At 61.3% G+C, this 1637-nt stretch carries 1 protein-coding gene; it reads left to right on the top strand.

The features are described 5' to 3' along the window. Positions 1-115 precede the first annotated feature (115 nt). Positions 116-1615 (top strand): IS5 family transposase, encoded by a 1500-nt coding sequence (locus AAHB17_RS24405; protein ID WP_342133657.1) that lies wholly within the window; start codon positions 116-118, stop codon positions 1613-1615. Positions 1616-1637: the final 22 nt, after the last annotated feature.

Raw genomic sequence — 1637 nt, 5'->3', positions numbered from 1 at the left:
GTCGTCCCTGAAAAATCCCCGGAAGCCGCATGAACGCTGGTGTTCTGGGGTGATTGCGGATGGCCGGAACTCCCAGTTTGAATTCCAATAGGGGTTGATTTCTGGGAGTTCTGCTGTGCTTTTTGCCTGCCCTGCCACCGACGATTTCTTCCGTTCGCGCATCGACCACATGATCGATCTGCGCCACCCGCTGGCGGTGCTGGCCTCACGCATGCCCTGGCAAGAGATCGAAGCGCGGGTGGCGCAGGTGTTCTCTCGCAAAGGCCGCGCCGGTGTGGCCATGCCCGACCTGGATCTTTTTGGAGAACAGGTTCAGCGTGTGGCCGTTTCCAGCAATGCCGGGCGACCTCGTGTGCCGCTGCGCACCATGATCGCGCTGCTGTACCTCAAGCACGCCTTCAACGAGTCCGACGAAGGCGTCGTTGAGCGCTGGGGTGAGACACCGACCTGGCAGTTCTTCTCAGGACAGGCGTACTTTGAACACCACCGCCCCTGCGACGCCACCACCCTGGTGAAGTTTCGCCAACTGCTGGGCGAAGAAGGCGTGGAAGAGCTGCTGGCGCAGACCATCAACGTAGCGGTCGAACTCAAACTGATCAAGCAGCAGGAGCTTGCCCGCGTGATCGTGGACAGCACCGTGCAGCACAAGGCGATTGCCCACCCTACTGACAGCCGCCTGTTAGAGACCGCCCGGGTCAAACTGGTCGAGGCAGCCAAGGACGCAGGTATCGATCTGAAGCAGACCTTTGCCAAAGAGGGGCAGCATCTGAACCGCAAGGCCGGGCGCTATGCCCACGCCCGCCAGTTCAAGCGCATGAAACGCGCCATCAAACGTCAGCGCACCATCGTGGGTCGGTTGCAGCGCGAGATTGAGCGCAAGGCCAGCGCGATCGGGGCTGCCGTGCGGGAAGCGCTGGACGAGACATTGAGCAAAGCCCATCGCATCGTGTCCCAGAGCGGCCAACGCAAGGCCGTTGATGGACAGCGCAAGCTCTACGCCTGGCATGCGCCTGAGGTGGACTGCATCTCCAAGGGAAAGGCCAAGACGCCCTATGAGTTCGGGGTGAAGGTGGGCATTGCCAGCACGCTCAAGAGCAATCTGGTCGTGGGCGCAAAAGCTTTCCATGGCAACCCGTACGACGGCCACACCCTGAACGAACAACTGGAGCAGGCGGCCATCCTGATGCAGGACAGCAAGGCAAAGCCTACGACCGCGTTTGTGGACTTGGGCTATCGCGGCGTGGATACACAGAACCCAGATGTGCACATCGTGCACCGGGGCAAGAGCAAACGCATCAGCGAGCAGGAGAGAAAGCTGCTCAAGCGGCGCCAGGCGATCGAGCCGATCATCGGCCACCTCAAAGCCGACCACCGCATGGATCGGTGTCAGCTCAAAGGTGAGCAGGGCGACCGGCTGCATGCGGTGCTGTGTGCGGCGGGGTACAACATCCGCTGGCTGCTGCGCATGATCGTCAAAAAGGGGGTTCCCTTCTTGCAGCGGCTGTATTTGCGTCTGTGCGCGATGGCCGGCGTACAGCCGAGCTGGTGGCTGACACTGCGCACTTGGCTAACGGGCACATCGCGCTGGCCGGAATCACGCGCAGTCGGGGTGTGAAATGAATATTTCAGGGCCGACT

It is taken from the genome of Hydrogenophaga sp. OTU3427, assembly GCF_038440225.1.
Classification (GTDB): Bacteria; Pseudomonadota; Gammaproteobacteria; order Burkholderiales; family Burkholderiaceae_C; genus Hydrogenophaga.
This window is presented reverse-complemented; position numbering and strand designations above follow the sequence as displayed.